This is a genomic window from Paenibacillus sp. FSL H8-0260, from assembly GCF_045040625.1.
In the GTDB taxonomy this organism is placed as follows: Bacteria; Bacillota; Bacilli; order Paenibacillales; family Paenibacillaceae; genus Paenibacillus_AQ; species Paenibacillus_AQ odorifer.
The window spans coordinates 4,034,701-4,058,664 of sequence record NZ_CP150298.1; the positions used below are offsets into that span (position 1 = coordinate 4,034,701).

At 42.3% G+C, this 23,964-nt stretch carries 14 protein-coding genes; 6 read left to right on the forward strand and 8 right to left on the reverse strand.

Annotated features, from left to right (window positions below):
• Positions 1-16: 16 nt before the first annotated feature.
• On the reverse strand, positions 17-1,282 hold the full coding sequence (locus MHI51_RS17980) for a glycoside hydrolase family 125 protein (protein ID WP_076128250.1): 1,266 nt from the start codon (positions 1,280-1,282) through the stop codon (positions 17-19).
• A 246-nt stretch (positions 1,283-1,528) separates the two neighbouring features.
• Positions 1,529-2,713 carry a substrate-binding domain-containing protein gene (locus MHI51_RS17985; RefSeq protein WP_076278187.1) on the reverse strand — a complete coding sequence of 395 codons (1,185 nt, stop codon included), beginning with the start codon at positions 2,711-2,713 and terminating at the stop codon, positions 1,529-1,531.
• 383 nt (positions 2,714-3,096) lie between these two features.
• On the opposite strand from MHI51_RS17985, the gene MHI51_RS17990 reads away from it, so the two are divergent.
• Positions 3,097-4,791: a M3 family oligoendopeptidase gene (locus tag MHI51_RS17990; protein ID WP_405173144.1), complete on the forward strand. Its 1,695-nt coding sequence runs from the start codon at positions 3,097-3,099 to the stop codon at positions 4,789-4,791.
• 76 nt (positions 4,792-4,867) lie between these two features.
• Here MHI51_RS17990 and MHI51_RS17995 read toward each other — a convergent pair whose 3' ends face one another.
• A complete protein-coding gene (locus tag MHI51_RS17995; RefSeq protein WP_076278185.1) occupies positions 4,868-7,621 on the reverse strand; it encodes a glycoside hydrolase family 2 protein in 2,754 nt (917 codons plus the stop codon).
• 143 nt (positions 7,622-7,764) lie between these two features.
• On the opposite strand from MHI51_RS17995, the gene MHI51_RS18000 reads away from it, so the two are divergent.
• On the forward strand, positions 7,765-8,697 hold the full coding sequence (locus MHI51_RS18000) for a transcriptional regulator (RefSeq protein WP_256719113.1): 933 nt from the start codon (positions 7,765-7,767) through the stop codon (positions 8,695-8,697).
• A gap of 127 nt (positions 8,698-8,824) precedes the next feature.
• Here MHI51_RS18000 and MHI51_RS18005 read toward each other — a convergent pair whose 3' ends face one another.
• The 5 genes from MHI51_RS18005 to MHI51_RS18025 all read right to left on the reverse strand — a co-directional run bounded on the left by MHI51_RS18005 (position 8,825) and on the right by MHI51_RS18025 (position 18,726).
• The gene (locus tag MHI51_RS18005) at positions 8,825-9,199 is read right to left on the reverse strand and encodes an iron chaperone (protein WP_076304056.1); all 375 of its coding nucleotides are present in this window, start codon (positions 9,197-9,199) and stop codon (positions 8,825-8,827) included.
• A gap of 19 nt (positions 9,200-9,218) precedes the next feature.
• Positions 9,219-9,593: a DUF4180 domain-containing protein gene (locus tag MHI51_RS18010; RefSeq protein WP_076128242.1), complete on the reverse strand. Its 375-nt coding sequence runs from the start codon at positions 9,591-9,593 to the stop codon at positions 9,219-9,221.
• Positions 9,594-9,992: 399 nt separating this feature from the next.
• Positions 9,993-14,387, reverse strand: coding sequence for an Ig-like domain-containing protein (locus MHI51_RS18015; RefSeq protein WP_405173145.1), 4,395 nt, complete (start codon positions 14,385-14,387; stop codon positions 9,993-9,995).
• Between the two features lie 133 nt (positions 14,388-14,520).
• Positions 14,521-15,612 (reverse strand): response regulator, encoded by a 1,092-nt coding sequence (locus MHI51_RS18020; RefSeq protein WP_076219943.1) that lies wholly within the window; start codon positions 15,610-15,612, stop codon positions 14,521-14,523.
• Positions 15,613-15,615: 3 nt separating this feature from the next.
• The gene (locus MHI51_RS18025; RefSeq protein ID WP_143761970.1) at positions 15,616-18,726 is read right to left on the reverse strand and encodes an ATP-binding protein; all 3,111 of its coding nucleotides are present in this window, start codon (positions 18,724-18,726) and stop codon (positions 15,616-15,618) included.
• Between the two features lie 1,091 nt (positions 18,727-19,817).
• Between MHI51_RS18025 and MHI51_RS18030 the strand changes: the two genes are divergently transcribed.
• The 4 genes from MHI51_RS18030 to MHI51_RS18045 all read left to right on the forward strand — a co-directional run bounded on the left by MHI51_RS18030 (position 19,818) and on the right by MHI51_RS18045 (position 23,394).
• On the forward strand, positions 19,818-20,465 hold the full coding sequence (locus MHI51_RS18030; protein ID WP_076219940.1) for a transcriptional regulator: 648 nt from the start codon (positions 19,818-19,820) through the stop codon (positions 20,463-20,465).
• 476 nt (positions 20,466-20,941) lie between these two features.
• Complete coding sequence (locus tag MHI51_RS18035; RefSeq protein ID WP_076219939.1) at positions 20,942-21,730, forward strand: MerR family transcriptional regulator; 789 nt, start codon at positions 20,942-20,944, stop codon at positions 21,728-21,730.
• The gene (locus MHI51_RS18040) at positions 21,727-22,386 is read left to right on the forward strand and encodes a GNAT family N-acetyltransferase (RefSeq protein ID WP_405173146.1); all 660 of its coding nucleotides are present in this window, start codon (positions 21,727-21,729) and stop codon (positions 22,384-22,386) included. Before MHI51_RS18035 ends, MHI51_RS18040 begins: the two co-directional genes overlap by 4 nt.
• Entirely contained in the window at positions 22,387-23,394 is a 1,008-nt protein-coding gene (locus tag MHI51_RS18045; protein ID WP_405173147.1) for an alpha/beta hydrolase family protein, read from the forward strand.
• The last annotated feature ends 570 nt before the right edge of the window (positions 23,395-23,964 follow it).

The window sequence follows — 23,964 nt, forward strand, 5'->3', positions numbered from 1 at the left end:
TCAAACCTTGTTGGTCTCAACCGCGCTTAATCTGCTTACCACAGCGCATGAGTACAAGCTCACAGAACATCATGTTTGCCCAAGAGAACCATGGACGTGTAAATTCATCAGGATTATCCACATGAAACCCTTCATGCATAAATCCAGTTCCTGCATCCGTCTTCTCCAGCAGATGAAGTAAGGCTTCCTGTTCCTCAAAGCGGGTAGATGTCATTCCCTGCATCGCTAAAGCTATGGGCCAGATATACCGATTTGGCGTATGCGGACTTCCAATGCCAGCAGCCGCTTTTCCTGCGAAAAAATAAGGATTAGTGCTACTTAAAATAAGTTCACGGGTATTTTTATAAATAGGATCATCAGCAGTCACATAACCCAAATAAGGGATAGAGAGTAGACTAGGTACATTTGCATCATCCATAAAATTCACCTGTCCCAGACCATCTACTTCATAGGCATAGACCGCTCCAAACTCTGGATGTTCTACAATTCCATACTCACTTATTCCCTTATTAAGCTGGTCAGATAGTTTTCTAGCTTTCTTTTCCAGCTCCTGATCACCTAAAATCTCACGGGCAATTTCACACACATATCGTAAAACAACCACCGCGAACATATTGGCCGGAACCAAATACCCATATTCACAGGCATCATCACTAGGACGAAATCCAGACCAAGTCATTCCGGTATAAGCCGTCAACGTCCCTTTGCCTTCTCGAGCTAACGTATCCGTGGGCGGACAGTTCATCCGTTGAAAAAGATATTTTGAATCGCGCTCATGGTTCTGTTCGGTAGTCCATAATGTTATGATTCTTTCTACGCCTGTTACAAACGACTCATTAAACTGACTAGTACGGCCCGAATTCTTCCAGAGCAGATAACTCAGTTGGATTGGATAACATAACGAATCAATTTCATATTTTCTTTCCCAGACTCCCGGGCTCATCTCCGTCAGATCCTCTTGGTGGCCATGCCCACTTTCTTCTTCATTGAATGCGTTAGCATACGGATCAAGCTGGATGTAAGTAAATTGTCTACGTACAAGTCCCTCAATCATGTCTGCAATTTCTTCATCTTCGGAGGCAAGGATTAGGAAAGGTCTGACCTGTGCGGCGGAATCCCGTAGCCACATCGCTGGAATATCTCCGGTAATAACAAAAGTGCTTCCGTTTGGCATTCGTTTTAAGGTTGTGTTCCAGGTGTTGGCCATACATTTCTCGAACATTTCGGCTAATTTCGGGCGATCACTCAGCTGTGCTTTTACGCTAGATGCCAGTTTATGCATCGACTCGGGTATTTCTCTAGTTGCTTTCAGTTATAATACCCCCTTTTTCCTTTTAACTTTGAAGCGCTTTCATTGATTAGTATATTGTCATGTAATTAGTATGTCAATATGTTTATTTTATTATAATAATATATCAATACATCTATAATGATAAATACATATCTAAAACAAATAAAAAAACCCATCCAAAAGGATAGGTTTTTATAACAACTAATATATGTTTAATTTGGAGAATAAGCCAAAATTCTATTTAGAGATAGATTGTTTAGCGGAGCTTGTGGATTCACCAGAAATCAACTGAGCTTCCAGCATTATCTTATTGGACACACTCTGCCCGTTCATAATTCGCAATACATTTTCTACTGCAAGCCGCCCCATCTCTTCTTCATTTTGCCGTAAATGGGTAAATGCATAACCCGAACCAAGTGGAGTTGGCGGACTATCAAAGCAAATGATCGAAATATCTTCTGGAATTCGTAGCCCAAGTCGTTGGACCGCAGTTCTAGCCAGCAGCGCAATATTATATTCCACAGCAAAAAGCGCCGTTATTGTTGGATTCTTTTGCAAATGAGAAATTAGCCGCGAAATGTCATGTTCAATATTCTCATCGTTGAAGGAATCCGGTAGTGTTGAGGTCAAATCGCTGACCCACAATCCCTTGTCTACAGCTATTCCCCGTTCCGCATGCGCTTGAATAAATCCCTCTACCCGCTCTTCAAGAGCTGTGGTATCCGCTGGAGGTGGAGAGAGAAAGGAGATATGAGTATGCCCGAGATCAAATAAATACTCCGTACCTTTGAGTGCAGCCTGCATATTATCAGTACTGATCGATGCTGCTGCCACTCCTTTTAAATGGCGATCTACCAAAACTAGCGGGAACCGCCCTATCACCAATTTTAGAATCTCCGCATTAAAAAATTCGCCTTGAGCCGGAAAAATGATCAGACCATCTACACCTAAGCTGAGCAACTTCTGAATAGATTTCTCTTCGTTCTCCGGCACCCCAAACGTTCTTCTTAAAACCAGAAAACAATCATTATCACGTGAAGCCTGCTCCATGCCATAAATTAAGCCTGTGCCATAGCTGTTGCCAAAGTCGGTAATAACCAGACCGATCGTCTTTTCCTCATGGTTAAAGGAATTGAAAACAGTTCCGTCGGAGACCGTCCCCGGAGATATCGCTGATTCCATGTAATCGACTGCTGGATCTGCCACAAATGAACCTCTCCCCGGTTTTCTCACAATTAATTGTTCCGCGGCGAGCATTTCCAGAGCTTTTTTACTCGTAATCCGACTAACATTATAGGCTTCAGCCAGTTCTTTCTCTGAGGGAACCCGTTCCCCTTGTCCATAGGATTTATTAACGATAAGTTGCTTCACTTCATCAAATATTTTTTCATACATCGGTTTGGATGATGTTGTCTCACTCATGACTTTCGTTATCTCCTGACTCTATTTTTTTCATCTTATACATAATAGTATATCATGATATATTAAGTTTGTCGACAGTTGTGCGGCTACAGCAAAAAAAGAGGGAGGAAGGATGTAAAGTGAAAAAATACAAAACTTCGTATATAAACTTAGATAACCCGTATGCAGTGAATGCGGGTTATCTAAAGGCTAAGTAATCGCTATAAATATCATTTCTACTATATTCTTAGATAATATCAAACCGTATTTCATCCAACAAGTTTTTACACTTTTGTCCATTTGTTCTTTTTTTATTTAAAAACAGCTAACACAGGTCTATCGTAAATTGCTGTTCAGAATATATAATAGAGACTATCTGGTATAGAAAGGAAGTTGAATAGTTAATGAAATTTAATGATTATCGCTATGAGCGCCCGGATGTAGAGAAGTTCAAACAGGATTTTAACAACCTGCTTAAAGATCTCAATGACACCGAGCCATTAGAAGTGCAAAAGGCTTCCGTTACCGCTATTAACAAGCTTCGCAATGAGTTTGATACCCTGCAGACATTGGTTAGCGTTCGCCATTCGATCAATACAACAGATGAATTCTACAAGACTGAACAGGAATTCATGGACGAGATTGGCCCTATCGTTCAGGAATACATAACGGACTACTACAAAGCACTCGTCAATTCCAAATACAGAGCCGAATTCGAACAAGAATGGGGCACGCAGCTGCTTCAGCTTGCAGAAGTAGCTCTGCGTACTTTTAGTCCAGAAGTCATCGAAGATTTACAATTGGAGAACAAACTCTCTACAGAATACGCTCAGCTTATCGCGTCCGCCAAGATTCCATTCGAAGGCGAAGAACGGACACTGACTCAGCTTACTCCTTTTGAATTGTCCACGGATCGCGATATGCGCAAACGTGCTTCACAAGCCAGATATGATTTTATGTCTGAACATGAGAGTGACTTTGATCGAATCTATGACGAGCTAGTTAAAGTCCGTGACCGCATTGCTAAAAAGCTTGGTTACAGCAACTTTGTTGAGCTAGGTTATGACCGGATGATGCGTACCGATTATAACGCCGACATGGTAGCCAACTTCCGGAAACAAGTTCTGGAGCATATCGTACCCGTCTCCCAACAGCTTAAGAAACGGCAGACTGAACGCCTAGGTCTGGATGCCTTGAAGTTTTATGACGAGAACTTCAGCTTCAAGACTGGCAATGCCACTCCTAAAGGAGATCCTGACTGGATTGTAGCTAACGGATCCAAGATGTACAAAGAGCTCTCTCCGGAAACTGATGAATTTTTTACTTTTATGTTGGATAACAATCTAGTGGATTTAGTAAGTAAAAAAGGTAAGCAAGGCGGTGGCTATTGTACTTACTTCAGCCAATACCAAGCACCTTTTATCTTCTCAAATTTCAATGGAACCTCAGGGGATATTGATGTCTTGACCCATGAAGTGGGGCATGCCTTCCAGGTGTATGAAAGCCGAAATATTAATGTACCTGAATATGCTTTTCCTACTTATGAAGCCTGTGAGATCCATTCCATGAGCATGGAGTTTTTTGCTTGGCCATGGATGGAATTGTTCTTTGAAGAGGATGCAGACAAATACCGTTTCAATCATTTGGCAGATAGCCTTCAGTTTATTCCTTACGGAGTTACTGTAGATGAATTCCAGCATTTTGTTTACAGCAATCCTGAAGCAACCCCTGCTGAACGTAAGCAAGCATGGCGAGAAATCGAGAAAAAATATTTGCCGCACCGTAATTATGAAGGTAATGCTTATCTGGAACAGGGTGGATTTTGGCATAAGCAAGGCCATATCTTCGCCTCCCCGTTCTATTACATTGACTATACACTAGCACAGCTATGTGCCTTCCAGTTCTGGAAACGTTCAAATGAAGATTTTAAATCCGCTTGGAGTGATTATTTAGAATTATGTCAAGCTGGAGGAAGCAAATCCTTTATCAAGCTGGTTGAACTTGCGGGCCTGACTTCACCTTTTGAAGATGGCTGCATTAGTTCGGTCATTGGAGAGATTGAAAGCTGGTTAAACAGCATTAATGATAAAGAACTTTAATAATACCTTGCAGTACCGATAAAAAAGCAATCCCTGCTTCTTAGCTGGGATTGCTTTATTTTCATATTAAGGTTATTTAGCGATAACGAATCAACAAGTCCAGTGGATAACGACCTGCATTACGGCCATACAAAGCTAACCCGCCGTCCTCTGCTTGCAGCTCCAAACGGAAAACACGATTGCGATCCAGCTTCGCTGCTAACTGTCCCGGTACACTTGCCTTGCATAGGTAGCCGTAAGATCCAGCCTCATCCAGCTTATTCGCTATTGGCTGATAATGCCAAGACAAAATCCCTCTGCTATCAGCCGGATCATCCGGTAAATAGAAAGAACCAATCCGGTGCCCATCCACCAGAACGTTCACTCGGGAAGGATGACGCTCTTCATCCGTCATATAATACGTATTCGGATTATATTCCACCCTCGCATCTGCCCCATGCATAAGATCAAGGCCCATATCATTAAGCTTCGTACCTTCAACATGCCGCGCCAGCAATCGTTTAGCACTTGCTTCGAACATGATTTCGATCTCACCAATCATTGATTTATCTGCTGCATCTGGCAGTGTAACCTCGTATACATACTGACCTTGCCCAGCACCATTGATCTTAGATCCTTGGATAGCATCCCATTGATGCTTAAAGTTATGATCGGTATAAGCTCCCACTGGAATTTGAATAAATTCTCCTTCACCTTTAAACAATACAGTGTTATTACCGCCTCTTACATCAAAAGTAATGAAATTCCGCGTGATCGCTTCACCCTTCTCATTAATCAGAGAAACAGCAAGTATTGCAGCCGCCTCCTGACCAGGCATTGTAATGTTCAAAGAAGGAAGTATAGTGTTTCCAAAGTTATCCCATTTCACAGACATATGTCCACTTTGCGCAGTGACCCGAGTCCCCAAATTGTCGTACCACAGTTCCCATTTCAGCTTCAAATTATGACCGTGATAGCTGTCCGCGAAGCTGGAACCTAGCAAAGGTACTTTAACACTCTGCCCTGCTTCTACTGTCTGGCATGGAGGAGCATCTATCACGATAAAATCTGGGGAATGCAGATCCGCAATCGTCATCCCGGGAACAAAATCCCCATATCCAAAATCCTTATCGCTCCCGTCTAGCCGGTAATAACCATTGAACTCATTCGTAACATCACGGAATTCAGTAAATACGAATCCACATAGCTTATCATGCCGCCGGAATTCATTCATCATATAGCGGTAATGCCATGCCAAATCACTGTCCCCTGCACCACCTTCTATCCCCCACACATTACCGCATTCGCTGTTCATTAGAGGGGCATCAGACTGTACGTTGCCGCCAATACAGTTAAACTCCGATCCCGGAAATGTTTTATCTACAACCTCATTTAAGTGGGCTTGCAGCTGCTCGTAACCATTAATGTAAAAGTGCCATGTATTAATATCCGATTCCACATGATCATAATTACACGGCGAGTTATCCTCAACAATTCTAGTCGGATCAAGCTGCTTCGCCCAGCGATATTTCTCCCGCACCCATTCCTGTGTCTCTTTAAGATAACTACTCTGCTGCTGTACATCACTTGTGAGGCTAGCCTCCTGAGCATCTGTCTTCAAACCCCAGGTCTCGTTGAACATAACCCACGAAAAAATAGATGGATGATTATAATCTCGTTCAATCACCTCAAGGGCTTCACTCTCATAGGAGGCTCTGGCCTTGTCATCCGGATTACCCCAGAAACAAGGCATATCTTCCATAACAAGAATGCCAAGCTTATCCGCCCAATACAGCTTACGGGGTTCTTCGGGCTTGATATGAATTCGCACCATGTTTAGCCCTAAACGTTTCATTAGATAAATTTCATCCCGCATATCTTCATCCGTTGGATAGGTGAAAAACCCTGTCTTGTGATAGGACTGATCAAGAGTACCGTTCAAATATATCGGCTTACCATTTAAGGTGATCCACCGATAATCACGATCTTCAAAGCGGGCAGTCTGAATTTCGCGAATTCCGAAATAAGTGCTGACTGTATCTGTACCAAACGATCCACTAAGCTGCAATTCACCTTCATATAAATAAGGATTTTCTGGACTCCACAAATGCGGATTGGGAACATCGATAGACAGCTTACATTCGTTCACCCCTGCTATAAGCTGCAGCTTCTCTGTATGAACAACAGAATGATCAGCGAATTGCAGCGTAAACTCTGCCGAACCCGTTTCATGCGCAATTATTCTTGTAGTTACCTTCACCTGTCCATCTATACGGGTCACAAACTTTGCATCTTTCATATAAGTTTCGGGACGTGCTTCAAGCCATACAGGCTGCCATATTCCACGGATTTCTCCATATCCTTGTTTGCCCCGCGCTTGATAAGCATGATCGAAATCCTCAGCTCTTACGACAATATTATTCTCACAATTAGCTGCCCAGTAAGGTGTAATATCAAATTCAAATGAACCATATCCACCTTGATGTGAACCTACATGTTCTCCATTTATCCACACATCACATGAATAATCTACTGCCCCAAAACGTAAAAACAATCGTGTTTGTTGGTCAACAGCCTGCCCATTCACGGTGCGGCGATACCAGCCTATTCCTTGTTGATCGCAGCCAATTCCGGATAAGGGACTTACCCAAGAAAAAGGTACAGTGATCATTGAGTCGTAAGCGATTTCAGGATTGGAGTACCATAACGCCTTCATACCTTCATTGTTCGGATCAAACTTAAATGACCATTGCCCATTCAAATTCATCCATTCATGACGTTGCCAATGTGGATGAGGGTGTTCAGAACGAGGAATCGCAAGTGTCTCAGAAGCTAATATAGAAGTTGTCATATGGCGAGCACAGCCTTTCAAAATAAGAAGTTGAGCCCATTTTAGCACCAGTATATGTTTTTCGCAATGTTTATTATGATTTTACAATACTCGATCTTCATTGTACAATAACCTCAACCCATCCTATACGAAAAGGAACAAATATGATGAATGATATTTCACAAGAAACGATACGTTATCCCGCGTCACGCATTTTAGATGTAGCTAAAGCACTGTCTGGTGACGTCCGCGTCCGCATTCTTGAAGCCCTTGGAGAGAAGCCTATGAGTGTCAGTCAATTAGCTGAGACGTTAGGTGTAGCTCAGCCAACGATATCTATCAATGTGCAGACGTTAGAACAGGTTAATCTTATCTCGTCTACACAAGGAGCAAATCGCGAAAAAATCTGTGCGGTCACCTGTCGCTCTATTCAACTCGATCTCCCTTCAAAGCTAGGGGATGGGCTGCATCAAACTGAGGAAATACATATGCCCATCGGAATGTTCTCCCACTGCTCCATACAACCGTCCTGCGGGATGGCCGGAAAAGATGGTGGCGTCATTGGCTCCCAGGATGATCCAAGAGCATTCTACATGCCTGAACGAGTCGATGCCTCTCTCTTATGGTTCGCAGAAGCCGGTTATGTCGAATACTATTTTGCCAACCCCCTGCCTCCAGGCGTCGAGTTGGACGAAATCCGCATTTCGGCAGAAGTATGCTCAGAAGCCCCTTCATTTCGAGAGGATTGGGCCAGTGATATCAGCTTATCCATCAATGACCAGTTAGTCGGGACTTGGACCTGTCCCTCCGATTTCGGGAACCGCAAAGGGAAACTGACCCCTGAACGTTGGAGAAGTGGAACTGAATATGGAGCTCTTACTACATGGAGTGTCTCGGAATCGGGCAGCAGCTGTAATGGTTCTCTCTCATCTCCGACTACAATCAGCTCTTTAAAGCTGGCGTTTAATGAACCTATTCGTGTACGTTTTGAAATCCGGGAGGATGCACTCAATAAACGAGGACTAAATCTGTTCGGAAGTGGGTTCGGGGACTATGCCCAGGATATCATACTGGCGTTTGTACGACGTCCGAAATGAGGAAAAAGAGGCAGGAGTGCCTCGGAAGTGGATCCAATGTTCACCAGCATCAAGAAGAACATCAACAATGGATGCACACTTCCAGCCCTGACCAGATGGACCTCTCTATTTCATACCAGTAGAGACCTTATTTTGCTTCAACTTTTTTTAGATTCTCAGCGACTCGGAAGGTTACAATCTTGCTAATTAATTCATAAGGCATAGGCTTATCAATAGGGAATTGAACGGAACCTTTAGCACCTTTATAGCCTGATAATTCATCTTTAAAAGCATTAATTCCACTTGGAGTTGGATAGAATCCAATATGCTTGGGATAAGCAGCGAAATGCACCAAATTTCCGTGTAATGCAAAAGTAGGCATCTGATAGCTTATTTTTTCCTCTGCTTCCGGTGCCGCCTCTTTTATCACCTTTCTTAACGTATTAAGGATTTCCTGAACCTCAAGCGAAAACCCGGAAATATAGGCATCGATCGATTCATATGTGATTTTACTTTCATCCATGATATAACTCCTCTCTGGATCATCTCCACGATTTGCATAAATGTAGGGCCGCTAAAGCCTCAGCTTCAGTACTTTTGAACAACATTTTATCGCCTTGATTGCATTCGTAAATAAAATCATTCAGACTTTTGCTGTTATAGCTTGTAAATTCTCCTACGATAGCAACTCTCATCTGATAGTTTGTATATTTTTGTGCAATCTCACCAGCAACTCCAGACTTTAGCTCGAAAAAATCATCCGTAATCTGTTCCTTCCTCAGAAGCATTTTATCGCATCCTTGGTATTTCACATTCATCATTAAGTCTAAGGCATCCCTTACATTATTGATTATGATCTCCTCACCAGAGATTATAGCTACCGTTGAATCATTCTTATCATCCACTGTGATTTTCATTCAAGACTACTCCTTTTCCGCGAAGAATTGCTGCAACATTATGATTACTCTGCTTAATCGCAACCGACCATGCAGATTCACCACTTTTTATTTTAGCAGAAATGTCGGCGCCATGTTCGATTTACAACTCTATTATTTCTACATTATCCGTATGAAAAGCAGCAGAATGTAAGGAAGTATAACCATCACTATCGAATATATTATTCTCTATATTCGCAAGGTGCGGATGAGCTTTCAGGATTTCTTTCAGCCGTTCTGCATGGCCTGATTGTGCTGTCTGAAATACATCATTAATGATTAATTATCGTATAAACGAGCTAAGCCATAAAAAGAAAAGAGGATTCGTTCAATGTTCTTTGAACGAATCCTCTAATGATCACAATTCTGGAGCTCAGTAGATTAGATTAAATCCGACTTTTCAAGTAGCCGCTTCACGATCTCTGCAACCTCAGCTCTGGTCATATCATCTTTCGGAGCAAGCCCTTTACTGCTTCTTCCCATGATAATGCCTGCCTGCAAAGTGTCAGTAACTCCACTGATTGCCCAGTTAGAAACCTCACTACTATCTGTAAATGGAGCTAACAAAACGTCAGCCGATTGAACAGAAAGCTTAGTCTGTAGCGCTGTAATTTTCATCGCTTTAGCAATAATCAACATCGCTTGTTCACGGGTAATATGTTCATCAGGGCGGAACATGCCATCTTCAAAACCATTGATTAATTGATAAGTAAATGCCGTGTTGATCGCACTGTTATACCAATCCGTGGTCTTTACATCTGAGAATGGTGTTGCAGCTTGTTCCATCTCAAGTCCCAGACCGCGTACAACAATCGCCGCAAACTCTGCACGGGTAATGGCTTGATCCGGAGTAAATTGACCACTACCTGTTCCCTCAATGACTAATCGGGAGCCCATATCGTTCACTGCCTCTTTTGCCCAGTGATTAGCTACATCACTAAATTCAAGCGGATGCCAGATTACGGAGTAAGTACCTCCGCTTAGGCTGTTGATAGTAGCAAAATATTTGCCATCAATTACAACCACTTTAGTAGGAACATGGTGTACCGAACCTTCGGAATCAACGTACACTCCAGTTGTAATCTTGTTCGGGTCCATCCCTTCAGGAATGGCTATGGTACGTTTAACATACGTATTGAATTGGGAAAGTTCAATACTCTTATCTCCGTAGATACCTCTAGCCGTAAAATTAACTGGCGCGGAAACTAATGAGAAGGATCCTTTTTGCGCAGCTGATTCTAAAGCTTTAACTTTATCGGCTGTAGGAGCACTAATTTCAATCTGTATCTTAATATCTTGCAAAGCTACCGACTTGCCGATTTGCTCGTTCAAAGCGTCAATATTAATTTGTTGAGCAGGCAGTGTAAATGTCGCATTTCCCGCTTTAATCTCAAGAATCGCTTGATTACCCTGCATATTTTTAACCATTTGTCCGTTTAGTTCGCCAACTATAACATCAGATTTACTATTTGCACCGATAGAAACTACCGTACCTTTACCTTCAGTGGCGAGCTTGTCCTCTAGCTTCTTCTGATCTAACACAATGGTGGTTAACGTTTGCTCATTCCGTTTACCATTCGTTGCGGTTCCCACTATTTCCGCTTTACCATTGATTAGAATGGAAGCAGCATTTACCACAGGTGCCGGAGTTGGTGATGGGGTTGGTTGCGACGGAACAACAACATCACCACCAGATGGAGTGCTAGGAACAACTGCATTGGACTCAGCAGAGGATTCGCTGATGCCAGCTTTATTGATTGCCTGTACCGTGAAGGTATAGCTTGTTCCATTCGTCAAACCACTGATTGTCAGAGGACTTCCAGTTCCTGTAACCGTCAAACCTCCCGGATTAGCAGTTACAATATATCCTGTGATTTCGCTGCCTCCATCGTTCACCGGCGGGATAAAGGTGATGATTGCTTGACCATTTTCTGCTGTTGCAGTTACGGATGTTGGAATTCCAGGTGCTGTAACTGGTTTAACAGGTGCCTTCACAGTAACGGTTGTAGAAGCCGTATAACTACCATCTTTCGTCGTTACCGTTATGATGGCTGTTCCTTCACCAATCGGCGTTACTACTCCATAAACAACCTTAGCTACTGTCTCATCGCTCGAGCTCCAGATCATACCTTTATTTGTTGCATTAGCAGGTGCTACTGTCGCTTGTAGAGTTCCCTCGCCTTCACCCACCGTTAAGTTAAGTTCTGTCTGGTCTAAAGTCACCCCAGTTACGATAACGTCAGGTGGCTTAGGAGCGGCTACATTAACTGTGGTTGTAGCTGTAAAACTTCCATCTTTCGTCGTTACCGTAATAACTGCTGTCCCCTCTCCAACCGGAGTTACTACTCCGTTCACAACGGTCGCGACTGTTTCATCGCTCGAGCTCCAGATCACGTCTTTATCCGTTGCATTCGCAGGCTCTATTGTTGCTTTTAGAATTCCATCAGCTTCACCAGCTGTTAAATTCAGTGTCTCCTGATCTAGCTTCACTCCAGTTACATCCACAACGGGCGGGATTGGGGCACTCACATTTACTACAGACGAAGCTGTAAAACTTCCATCAGTAGTCGTTACCGTAATAACTGCTGTCCCCTCTCCAACCGGAGTTACCACACCGTTCACAACGGTTGCAACTGTCTCATCACTAGAGCTCCAGATCACGTCTTTATCCGTTGCATTGGCAGGCTCTATTGTTGCTTTGAGGAGTCCATCAGCTTCACCAGCTGTTAAATCTAGTGTCTCCTGATCTAGCTTCACTCCAGTTACATCCACAACGGGCGGGATTGGGGCACTCACATTTACTACAGACGAAGCAGTAAAACTTCCATCAGTAGTCGTTACCGTAATAACTGCTGTCCCCTCTCCAACCGGAGTTACTACTCCGTTCACAACGGTCGCGACTGTTTCATCGCTCGAGCTCCAGATCACGTCTTTATCCGTTGCATTGGCAGGCTCTATTGTTGCTTTTAGGAGTCCATCAGCTTCACCAGCTGTTAAATTCAGTGTCTCCTGATCTAGCTTCACTCCAGTTACATCCACAACGGGCGGGATTGGGGCACTCACATTTACTACAGACGAAGCAGTAAAACTTCCATCAGTAGTCGTTACCGTAATAACTGCTGTCCCCTCTCCAACCGGAGTTACTACTCCGTTCACAACGGTTGCAACAGTCTCATCACTAGAGCTCCAATTTACTGTTTTGTTCGTGGCATTAGCAGGTGCTATTACGGCACTAAGCGTGTCTCCTACTTCTCCTTCCGTTAAACTGAGTGATGGTTTATCCAGGGTCACTCCGGTTACGATTACATCCCCCGTATTGTTTACGGTCACATTAAAAGTGTAGGTGTTGCTTAATGCTCCATCACTTACCTTAACAGAAATCACACTGGTGCCAAAAGCATTCGCTGCGGGTGTTATTTCTAAAGTTCGTTGCTCACCACTTCCACTTATTTTCAGTCCATTATTCGGAATTAAGAGCGTATTCGAGGAAGTAGCTGATACTTGTAGGTCATCTCCATCCACATCGAGGACCTTAAAGGATCGTGAGACCGACTTGTTTTTATCGGTTGTAGTATTCCCCATAAAACCTGTGTCCTGCTTCCAGGTTGCCCCAGTAATTGTGCCGTTCTTAAGGGGAAGACCAGAGGTATTAATAGCGACATTCCCATCATTGCTATTCGCTAATTTATAGTTTAAAGCCAGATTAGGTTCCGAGCCTGTCAAGTCGACATTCATTTCTCGAACAATATCACTTTGGGTCTTGGCTTTACTCCAGAACCTCACGTCTCTCATTCCACCGTTATAATCTCCGTCCTGTCTCCACGTGCTTTTTCCAAGCCAGTTATTCGGACGTGCAACGTTTCCTACTGTACTTAAATCCATGGCCCCTTCTGCCTTAAGTACACCATCCCAATAAATCCGTCCCTTTTTCTGACTGTGATCATAAACAATCGCGACATGAACCCATTTAGAAATCGGGAAATCCTCAGTGACATTAATATCTCCCTTATTAGTGTAGGCAGTGAAATTCATCCGTTTGCCGTTAAAACCCACAAAAATATTGTGGTTCTGCTCTGCGATCGATGATTCAAAAAATCTCATCCATGTCTGAAAAGCATCTACCTTCAAAAATCCTTCAACTGTAAAAGAATTCCCATAAATCCGTTGATCCGGGAAGGTCACATAATCCCCGTTACCGTCAAAACTAAGATAGTCCCCACCATTTAGTTCTGTCAGATAAGGTGCATCGTTCACTGGATTTACAGTAATTACGGCTATACCCGGATCTGAGCTGAACGCGGCAGATACTGTGGTATTCGCATTTTTTTGATAATTTTGATAACCGGATGCTGTTGTATCCCATAGCTTAAAGCTAATGGATGCCGTTCCGTTCCAGTCTTTCGCCGGGACAAAACGGATTTTCTCCGATTTCAGCAGCAGAAAAGCATTACTGTTCGACACCGGCTCGATATTATACCAAATTCGTCCCACCGTGTTGTAATACTGCCAGGCCCCTTTGGTATTATCTAAAGCTACTACAGCAATCCCTGTTGACGCTGGATCCGATACTTTTCCTGTCAAAAAGCTGGCTACCTCAACTCCTGCGTTGGAATAGTCATCTTCATTGATCGACGTTATTATAGCTGGGCTATTCTCGATCCAACCGAAACTAGCTTTTGCACTTATGATTGGAGATTGCATAGGACCTACCCCCTGCACCACAAGTCCAGTACATAACGAAATACTAATGCCTATTTTCATAAATGATGGCTTCAAACTCTATTTCCCCCTCTAGCATAAATCATGTCCTTAATTCGACAATAATCGAGAGTATTATACAAAATTAAGATAAACAAAAAATAAACAAAAAAAGAACCCTCGATAGCCATCCTTTCGAAGGTTCCTTCCATTACAATAACTTCTGTTTCATTAACGCTTTAAGTTTAGGATCGGGTGTTGTTCCAAGCTCTTGCTGCAGCATCTCTTCCAATTGACCAAATTTCCGCTGTGCTTCATTCATTCGCCCTAATTCAATTAATAAGTTGATGATTTCATGATAGATGTCCTCTCGCAAGGAATCTAATTTTAATATTTCTCCAAAATAATGCAGTGCTTGCTGCTGCTGATTCTGCTCCAAATGAAATCTTGCAGCCAGCTCCAGCAATCCTATATATTCATGCTCGAGTCTGCGCGTCCTGCCACTGGCCCATTCATAGGCTTTTCCTTTGAGTAATGCTCCTGTGTATAAAACTTCTGCTTGAATCATCCATTCAACATGTCTTTCAGAGGTTTGCCTGATTTGCTTTAACAATCGCTCAAATTCATACAGATCACAATAAATGCTGCTTTCTACTACATGAATTTCATTCCTGCTAGCTTTTATATAATTGGCGCCGATTGCTTTTCGAATATAATACAGCGTCGAGTTCAGATTCTTCCATGCTTTTTCAGGCTCCAATCCGCTCCACAACGTGTCGATAATTTCCTCCCGGCTAACCGTCCCTTTACTAACCAGAAAAGCAAATAATTCTTCTGTTTTTGGACTTCTCAGCTTGATTAGCTCTCTGTTCTGCGTTCTGCGGTACACTTTTAAACCATTAAATAAAAAAACTTCTAACGTAGGCTCAGCCGTTGTATTTCGATTTATTTTTTTGAGTTTCTCTAACGTCTTAGACAACCGCTCCGCAGTTACAGGCTTCAAAAGATAATCCACTGCACTCAGGTCAAAAGCCTGCAGCGCATACTCATCAAATCCGGTTACAAAAACCACATCTATCGATTCATCCAATTCATGCAAAAGGCTAGAAAACTTCATCCCATTCGTCTCAGGCATAGAAATATCTAAAAAAGCTACATCTATCGGATTGGCCTTCGCAAAAGCATAGGCTTCCGCAGGATTCAAAAACGTCTCATAGACATCAATCTCTCCGCTCTGCGATAAGATCCGCTTCAGGCGTTTTACCGATAACTCCTCATCATCTACAATAATCGCTCGCAGCATGCCTCAACCTCCCATCCGCTTAAGCTGCTGTATTGGAATTTCAAAAGATACCGTTGTGCCTAATCCTTCAGCACTTTGAATATGAATATTTTTTCCATATAATAGCTTGATGCGCTGACTGATATTCCACAGCCCCACCCCTCTTTTATCTACATCTGACTGCATTACTTTTTTCAATTTATGCTCACTCATTCCAGATCCATTATCCTCCACAATAAAGCTAATCACAGAATTCTCTAATTCTTTTACAGATATAATTACCGTGCCACCCCGCAAATTGGACATTAGGCCATGCCTTATTGCATTTTCGACCAAAGGCTGTAGAATCAGCGGAGGAATCCGGTAATCCGTATTCACTCTCACATCATATTCCACATTTAATCTGGCACCGAAGCGTGCTTTTTCAATATTGATATAAGCCTCTACCAGCTCAAGCTCATTCTCCAGACTCGTTAGTGAATCCAGTTGTTTGAAATCAAAGCTGCTTCGCAAATACTGTGACAGCTGCAGTGTCAACTCTTCGGCCTTCTCAGGTTCCTCCACACATAGTTCAGCAATTGAATTCAGAGCATTGTATAAGAAATGAGGTTTGATCTGGGATCGTAAAAAAGCAATTTCGGCGTCTTTGGCAGTCTTCACGGAAGCTCTCAATCGGGTCAGACTTTTAACACGTGCCATTAGCTCTTCAGCTTCAAAAGGTTTTCCCACATAGTCATTTGCACCGTTATCCATGGACATCTTCATATCGCTCACCCTGTTCTTGGCCGTCAGCATTAACACAGGCAGTTCAAAAGGAGTAAATCTCTCTCTAATCTTTTGCAGAACCTCGTAACCCGAAATGTCCGGCATGGTAATATCCAGTACCACCAGAAAAAAGTCTGTGTTTTTCGCTAGCTCCTCAAGTGCCATCTGCCCGCGATTGACAACCACAATAGAATATTTCTCTAGCTTAAACAGATTGATCATAGATTGCAGATTGGCAAAATCATCGTCCACTACTAAAATGGGCTCATTGATCTCGCCTTTGATATAAAGGGGATAACTACCATGGGAGAAACTTAATTCTTTATAAGAATGTGCCGCCTTAAGGGTTGGCCTCGAGATTGGCTTAACCGCTTTATCCCACCGTGGAAGTGTAAAAATAAACACCGAACCTTTTTCCACTGTAGATTCCACAGCTATGTTCCCACCATGCAGTTCTACTAGCTTCTTAGTAATACTTAATCCGAGCCCTGTTCCACCATGACTATGGATCTCCGCCTCATCCACCTGCTCAAAAGCTTTGAAAATACGCTCCTGCATATCCGGTGAGATACCCAAACCTGTGTCTGCCACACGTACTTCCACCCACTCCTGAATAACTCTGGCACTAATCTCTATTTCACCCTGTTCCGTAAATTTAATCGCATTATCAACCAAGTTGTGGAAAATTTGAATCAGACGATTTCCATCTGCATTCACCATAGGGAAATTCGAAGCGACTCTGTTAACGAGCAGGATCGACTTTTCTCCGAGCAAAAAAGAATGAATACCAATGACGGAATCAACAACGGCTTTCAAATCCAGGTTGCTTTTGTATAATGTGATGTCTCCATACTTCATTTTGGAATAATCAAGTAGTTCATTTACCATATGTGTTAATCTTCTGCCGCTCCCTATGACGATCGCTAGATTCTGCGCTTGTTTTTCATTAACTGGACCCTCAACCCCATCCAGCAGCGTAGCTGTAATGTTCACTATGGCATTTAGAGGTGTTTTTAGTTCATGTGAGGTGTTGGAAAGGAATTCATCTTTAATTTTATCCAGCCCGATCAGCTGGTTTTTCATCTCGTCTATGGTATGATAGGCTTCAAAAAAACGTAGAACAATCAGCACGATCATGATGATATTAAAAGCCACAATGTAAAACTGCCCGAGCCAAAGGTTCTCTTTTATAGAAAGAGCAAACAAAATAATGTCTATGGAATATAGATTAATAGCTAGAATCGCCATAAACATCAGCAGCAATTTGATTCTATTTACTTCTGCGCTTCTGATATACAGGGTGGCCACTCTACATAACATCCAAATTAACATCAGCTCATATAAAATAATCACATACGGATAAATGACCGTGTAAGAACGAATCGGCAGGATGGCGACCAGAATTATAAAGCTGCCTAAAACAATCGTTATGGCTTGAGTAAATTTTAAAGATATTATGCTTTTGTGCATTTGGTAAAAAAATATTGCGAGCACAATAAAGCAGGAGATGGAGCTTATATCCTTTACTTTGTAGAGCACTATGAACGAAAGTTTAGGGAAAAAGAGTAAGAGTGAACGCTCGCCGATCAATCCATGATATATCGCAAACAGCAAACAAATAGTTGCAAACACAAGTAAAGAGTAATCCTGCTTACGGTATAAGGACGCTGCCCCAAAGCAGATAAAAAAGATAAGGGCAAGTGTGCCTAAAATAGCAACGGTGCTAAATTCACGGGCCGTACTCTTCTGCTGAACCTCCATCATTGCTGCTTCCTCACCAAAGGATAAAGAAACCGGAATGCCCCCATTCACATAATCGAAGTTGGAGACTTGAATTATGATTTCTACATCTCCCTTATCAGACGAAAAAAGCCCAATCAGCGGGATATTCCCTGACCGATAATCAGCTTCATTAGCAGCAGGATTACCATCCTCAATAACTGACTGTCCATTAACAAAAATCCTGCTTGAAAAGCGGATATTTGTTTTTTTCAAGGCGAATACCCCGCTTACAGGCAGGTTTTTTAGAACCATCCGATAGGTGGCGGAACCGAAGGCGGGTAAAGGGCTTCCATTAACGATGTTGCCGTTCCACCGGGAGGGCACCTCCATCCAAGCTGTAGAATCAGGTATATCTGCGCTACCCGCCCTAAAATGCTCAGAAGTTAATAGCTGGCTCCAATAAAACTCCCATTCACCGTCTAACTTGATAATCTTATCCTGTTCATAATCCCAAGCCGCGAGATCCATGACTCCATGCTGCACTTGCAGGTGACTTCCTTGTTTATCGTGACCCATAAGAATGGATAGAGGAATCGCAGATAATAAAATTAAACCAATCAGATAGATAAGTAATGTCCTTTTGAGCATCGTATCGGCCCCTTTTATGGAAGAGTAAAGCTGCAGCAATCACCAGGGCCATCCTGCAACACGTGATGTAGAGTAAAAAGTTTAGATGAACATAGATAATTCTATAAAATTTTCTAATTTCCTTCACAATTCGACAAAGTAACGGACCTTTATTAGGATTTTTTTCGGAAAAAGCGGGACTTGTATGAAAAGAGGGTCTGATAATTCTTGCGGCTCTGAATGCTTACGCCGCACGCATGCGGACTCAGGAGACCTTATTTGTTGAAAAACGAGGGTTTTGACACGCTATCGGACTCAGTTGCAACTATTCGCACATAACTGCCCCATTTTGAGTCGATTTGCGGCTAATAAGAGCTATGCAGTCCGTAACTTTTGGAATACGAGCGAAAATGTACGAATAGCTGCAATACGGTCCGTTCATCCCGGAGTTACATGACTTTGGTGACATGGAAGACATGAACACAATGATATCTGATATCTTGGACTAGATAGATAAATCCGACGTCGTTGGTGACTCTGAATACTTACACCGCGCGTTTGCGGAATCAAAAGACCTTATTTGTTGAAAAACGAGGGTTTTGCCACGCTATCGGACTCAGTTGCAACTATATGCTCATAACCACCCTTTTTTGAGTCGATATGCAGCTAATAAGAGCTATGCAGTCCGTAACATTTGGAATACGAGCGAAAATGTACGAATAGCTGCAATACGGTCCGCAACGTTCGAAAATGAATAATGATATTGCGCAGAGCACGTAATCCATTTTTGCGGATCAGTAACCACATAATGCTCGTCCTAGAAAAGCCATGCGGCCGCGCGGGGGAAGAATCCGCTTTTAGAGTAACTATTAACTTCAGCAAATTTAGCTCGTTCACCATGCTAGCTTCCTTCATCTAAAATCTATTAGAATTCGTCAACTTTATACACAGTAACTCATTGAAGAAATCCCCAGCACTCATTATAATAGCAACTATAGGTCGTGAAGAACACGCCGCTTTTATACAATCTCTATCCTGGGTTTAGCTCAGGAGGAATTGTATGGGAGCGGCTTTTTCTTTTTTCAAAAAATTACTTAAGGAGGATATACAAAATGTCCAGATTCGAACAGCAACTAGAGGAATGGTTACAGATCAACTTGGATAAGGAGAACAATCCCCGCAGACAGGAGCTTCTTGCAAAAGGGTTGGGCTATGGAACAGTCGAATTTCTGCGTGCCGTATGGTTTCCTGCTGTAGGAAACTTCAACTACTTGTTCCCCGAATGGGAAGTGCGCGATTTCAACAATGGTTATCGTTATCTTGATCTGGCCTATATGCCAGGTGGAGCAAAGGGCGGAATTGAGATTCAAGGCTACGGTCCGCATGCTAGAGATCTTGATGTACGACGATTCAAAGATTTATGTAGACGCCATTCCTTATTATCGCTAGACGGTTGGACCTTCCTATCCATCGCCTATCCCTCAATCACGGACGAGCCTCAGCTATGTCAACAACTAGTACTCGCATTCATCGGCAAATTCATGGCTTCAGACGCGCCCTCTTCATTAACTTGGTTAGAAGCTGAAACACTTCGTTTCGCAAGACGTCTTCTGCGTCCGTTCACACCTGTAGAGCTCACCCACCATCTTAGAGTCACTAATCGCCATGCCCGACGTGTTTTACATGAGTTAGTTGAACAGCAGCTACTAGAGATCGTCGGTGGAAAAGAACGCAATCGAACCTATCAGCTTAGAATGTGATGACTTGACTAGTTTGGTTTGATTAGTTTGGTTTGATTATCAAAGTTACGTTCGGACCGTATAGCTCTTATTTCCCAATTATCTTCGTTTTCGCCACGCTATCGGACTCAGTTGCAGCTATTTACTCAAAAACACTGCTCTGACCCAATTCTTCAGCTCATTAAGAGCTATGCAGTCCGAAACTCACGGAAAATGAGCGAATTAGCTAAAATAGCTGCATTACGGTCCGTAATGGCAACTCTAGGGTCATACCAGCAAGGCTCATACAAAAAAATGATCCTGAATCTAATCCGTTGCACCCCCGCATTGTCCTTCCAAAATCTAAGTCTTTTTCATTACCACCCATTACTATTACTAATCATTATTTAGAAAAAAAGTGCTCTGCTTAGTCCGTATTTTAATCAACACTTGACCTTAGGTCTGACCTAAGGTTTATAGTTATTTTATCAAATAACTTACAGTTAGGAGCACCGCCCTTGAATCCGTACCTTACAATTGGCGAACTATCAAAACTTATGAATGTATCTATCCACCAGATTCGATATTTTGAAGAAAAAGAAATCCTGTTTCCATCCTATATAGACAATAATCAGTACCGGATGTACGGCATCGATGAGATCTATCAATTGGCACATATCCTGTTGCTCCGCAAATTAAACATCCCTGTCAGCACCATTAACCAAAGTATGAGTAAATCCGCAACGAATGACTACCAACTGCTGTTAGAGAAATCGTTAAACAAAATCAACTCAGAAATAAACCAATTAATAATGCTGCAACAATTTATACAAAAGGTACTAAAAGAGCATGCAGATTATGGCAACATGAAGGGGGATTATCAAATTAAACATGTGGACAATCGTTATCTGAAAAAGTGGTTGGTGCTAGAGGATAACGAAACACTAACTGCACGAAGTTTATATGAAAAAAGACCGCAGTACCATCATTTATTTGAAACAGATTTGCATTATGTATACGATTCTGAACAAGTAACCTTATGCTTTGAAACCATTGAAAACACTCCCCCCCCTAACATTGTTTTAGAAAAAGGGTGTTATCTCTATAAAGCATTTTTTGTAACAGACGATCAGGATGTAGATCATGAGATTGCCAAGCTGGAACACTTTTTAAATGGGCATCACTACATGGTATTGGGACCAATCATCATTTTGGAGAAATCGTACCTATCCATGTTTAACAACGACAAGCTTCATTATGAGCTTCAAATTCAAATCGAGCATGCCTTAGATGATACCACTAAATGAGTACAAACGAGGTTATCATCGCCCATTACCAGGAAAAAGATCGTGAGGCTGTAAGCAGGCTTTTGGTAGATGCATTTCACGGGAAATTTCACTCTCTCCTCTCTCTCGAGGACAATGAAATTGCTGATCTGCTTATAAGACTTTGGGAACAAGATTCTTCTTCCTTATCATCTAAACAAATAATCGCTTATGAAAACGGAGAAGTGGTTGGCACTATCTACTTAAAATGGCAGGATACGCTATCCCTTAAAAACGGATCAATTAAACCACTGAATCGGGCTCCCTTTTTGCAGCTATTCAAGAAATTCGGATGCTTAAATGTCTGTAAGTTAATCCTTGGGTTATATTTTTTGGATTATCAACCTAGAGCAAAAGAGTGTTATGTGGCTCATTTGGCTGTTCGGTCCAGTCACCGCAATAAGGGAATTGGCAAAGAGTTGCTGGGTTGGGCGGCGGATTTTGTAAACAGTCATTCTGAGGTTGAAAAGCTAACGCTACATGTTGCCAACAAGAATAAACGAGCCATTAATATGTACCAGCAGTTGAACTTTGAGATCCATAAATCTGACTATAGCGCGGTAAGACATTTACTTTTTAAAGAGCCTGTTTGGCATTACATGATAAAAAAACATCGCTACAATCTGGGGGATCAATGAATGAAAAAGAAAATTAAGCTAACTGTCTGGATGATTACCATTTCGTTGTTGATTGCAGCGGTCCTGTTCGTACTACAGCAACATTCTTTTTCAATGACTGAGCAAAAAATTGAAATAGATACGCCTCAAGGTCAACTAACAGGAACCTTAGTTCTGCCTGAAAGTTACTCTGGAACCGTCGGACTGGTAGTTTTTGTTCATGGGGATGGCCCAGTTAATGATACTTACGATGATGGATATAAACCTTTGTGGGAAAAGCTCGCCTCTGCCGGATATGCTTCCTTATCTCTTAACAAACCGGGTATTGGGGGTTCTTCAGGGAACTGGCTAGAGCAAAGCATGGAGGATAGAGCGCAAGAAACTATATATGCGATTAACTGGGCTAAAGCCTTACCTATGATTGATGATCAAGCTATTGGTTTGTGGGGAGCAAGTCAGGCGGGCTGGGTGATTCCTAAGATTGTTAAAAAAGTGCCTGATCTCGCCTTCAGTATTCTTGTATCCCCCGCCATTCAATGGATTTCTCAAGGACAATACAATACCAGACAAGAGATGATTTTAGAAGGTTTTTCAGAACAGGAGATAAAAAAGAGAGAAGATTATAACGCGCAAATCCTACTGCTACTTAAAGAACAGGCGTCGTATGAAAGTTACTTGCGAATTGCACAATCGGACGATTTAATTTCCAAAGAAAAATGGGGTTTTTTCGCTAAAAATTATCAGTCAGATGCGAGCGGGGATTTAAAAAACTTCACTACACCTGTCCATTTAGTTCTTGGCGGGCAAGATATAAATGTAGATGTTGAGGAAACCGAACGTGTTTACCGTGAAAAAATTCCTGAAAATCTGCTTTCAGTCTTCTTTATTCCTGATGCTGATCACTCTATGCTCTCAAAAAAGAATGCCTCATCACCATTAAGAACATATTTGACCGCTGTCTTTTTTCCACGACATATTGTTGTTGAGCCATATTTAGATGATTTGGTTCACTTTGTAAGCCAGTTTTAATCTGTTTGCCATTCATTATGCACTCTCGCCAGCTGAACTCCCTACGTTCGGACTGTATAGCTCTTATTTGCCAATTATCTTCGTTTTCGCCACGTTATCGGACTCAGCTGCAGTTATTTACTCAAAAACACTCCTCAGATCCACTTTTTCAGCTCATTAAGAGCTATGCAGTCCGAAACTCAGGAAAAATGAGCGAATTAGCTGAAATAGCTGCGTTACGGTCCGTAACGACAACCGCGGAAGTAATGACTGCCCAAGCCCGTGTATTGGCTTTGATTTCCCCAGAATCTACGTATCTTATAGAATACCTACGACTATCACCAATGCACTCCATACGTTCGGACCGTACAGCCCTTATTTGCTGAATTTCTTCGTTTTCGCCACGCTATCGGACTCAGACGCAGCTATTTACTCAAAAGCACCCCTCTGATCCACTTTTTCAGCTCATTAAGAGCTATGCAGTCCGAAACTCAGGGGAAATGAGCGAATTAGGCGAAATAGCTGCACTATGGTCCGTAACCACCATGCGGAAAGTACTTAACAACAGCTCAAACCCATATGTTGGCTTTA

Excerpts from the sequence above, each read along its gene's own strand:
- MHI51_RS18030 (WP_076219940.1), top strand. The coding sequence starts at position 19,818 with ATGTCCAGATTCGAACAGCAACTAGAGGAATGGTTACAGATCAACTTG.
- MHI51_RS17980 (WP_076128250.1), bottom strand. The coding sequence starts at position 1,282 with ATGCATAAACTGGCATCTAGCGTAAAAGCACAGCTGAGTGATCGCCCG.
- MHI51_RS17985 (WP_076278187.1), bottom strand. The coding sequence starts at position 2,713 with ATGAGTGAGACAACATCATCCAAACCGATGTATGAAAAAATATTTGAT.
- MHI51_RS18020 (WP_076219943.1), bottom strand. The coding sequence starts at position 15,612 with ATGCTGCGAGCGATTATTGTAGATGATGAGGAGTTATCGGTAAAACGC.
- MHI51_RS18045 (WP_405173147.1), top strand. The coding sequence starts at position 22,387 with ATGAAAAAGAAAATTAAGCTAACTGTCTGGATGATTACCATTTCGTTG.
- MHI51_RS18005 (WP_076304056.1), bottom strand. The coding sequence starts at position 9,199 with ATGGATGAAAGTAAAATCACATATGAATCGATCGATGCCTATATTTCC.
- MHI51_RS18010 (WP_076128242.1), bottom strand. The coding sequence starts at position 9,593 with ATGAAAATCACAGTGGATGATAAGAATGATTCAACGGTAGCTATAATC.
- MHI51_RS18000 (WP_256719113.1), top strand. The coding sequence starts at position 7,765 with ATGATGAATGATATTTCACAAGAAACGATACGTTATCCCGCGTCACGC.
- MHI51_RS18040 (WP_405173146.1), top strand. The coding sequence starts at position 21,727 with ATGAGTACAAACGAGGTTATCATCGCCCATTACCAGGAAAAAGATCGT.
- MHI51_RS17990 (WP_405173144.1), top strand. The coding sequence starts at position 3,097 with ATGAAATTTAATGATTATCGCTATGAGCGCCCGGATGTAGAGAAGTTC.
- MHI51_RS18025 (WP_143761970.1), bottom strand. The coding sequence starts at position 18,726 with ATGCTCAAAAGGACATTACTTATCTATCTGATTGGTTTAATTTTATTA.
- MHI51_RS17995 (WP_076278185.1), bottom strand. The coding sequence starts at position 7,621 with ATGACAACTTCTATATTAGCTTCTGAGACACTTGCGATTCCTCGTTCT.